This window comes from Paraburkholderia solisilvae (genome assembly GCF_902859875.1).
Classification (GTDB): domain Bacteria; phylum Pseudomonadota; class Gammaproteobacteria; order Burkholderiales; family Burkholderiaceae; genus Paraburkholderia; species Paraburkholderia solisilvae.
In genome coordinates, this window is record NZ_CADIKF010000134.1 from 1 (window position 1) to 907 (window position 907).

At 65.4% G+C, this 907-nt stretch carries 1 protein-coding gene; it reads right to left on the minus strand.

The features are described from left to right. On the minus strand, positions 1-794 hold a 794-nt coding region (locus HV675_RS32130; protein WP_246270682.1), incomplete at its 3' end, for a polysaccharide biosynthesis/export family protein. Between the last annotated feature and the right edge of the window lie 113 nt (positions 795-907).

A 907-nucleotide genomic window follows, 5' to 3' on the forward strand; every position in this document is an offset into this window, starting at 1 on the left:
TTGCGCAGGAACAGCGTGGTCGGATGCGAGAGTTCGCCGATCATGAATACCTTGCTGTCCTCGCGCGCGAACACGCGGACCATATCGTTGTTCCGCAGCATCACGTTTGACGGATTGATGCCCATGGAGACCATCTCGGGGATGTTGACGATCACCGACTTGCCATTGCGGATCACCGCGATGTTCGCGCGGTCGCCGACCGGGGTGAAGCCGCCCGCGCGATTGAGCGCCTCGGTCAGCGTCATCGGCACGTCGTTGAAAATCTGCAGCCCCGGCGAATGCACTTCGCCATCCATATAAACGCGCTTGCTGCGATACGACTGCACGCGCAGCGTGACCTGCGGGTTGCGCACGTATTTGCCGAGTTCCGCGGAGAGAACGTTGCGCGCCTGCATCTCGGTGAGTCCGCCGACATGAACTGCTCCCGCGTAGGCGAACTGGATCAGCCCGTTCGAATCGACGGTGTAGCCGGTCGACACTGAAGCCGAACCCGTGAAGTCGATACCGACGGTCTGTACGTTCGTGGTCAGCAGGTTCAGCTCGGGGTGATCCCAGACCTGGATGCTGAGCACGTCGCCCGCGCCGATCTCATAAGGCGTGGGCGCCGCGAACAGGCTCTCTACGTCCTGCGGCAGATGGGTCGGCTCGGCAAGCCGCTCGGCCTTGATCAGTTCGGGCGTGATCTCGGTCAACGCGCCGGGTGGCGGCCTGTCGTCGTCGGCTGCGCCCGGGGGCACGGTGCGCTGCGCGCCAGGCACGCCCGTCACGCTGGTGCCGTAGCGGTCCTGGTCCATGATGCTGTAATGCTGGCCCGGATCGGCCCCACAGGCGCCGAGGACCAGCAGAAGCGAGAGCGCGCCGCCGAGCCCGAGCGCGCGCAGAACGCGCGAGGCGTGCCGCGGCTCGT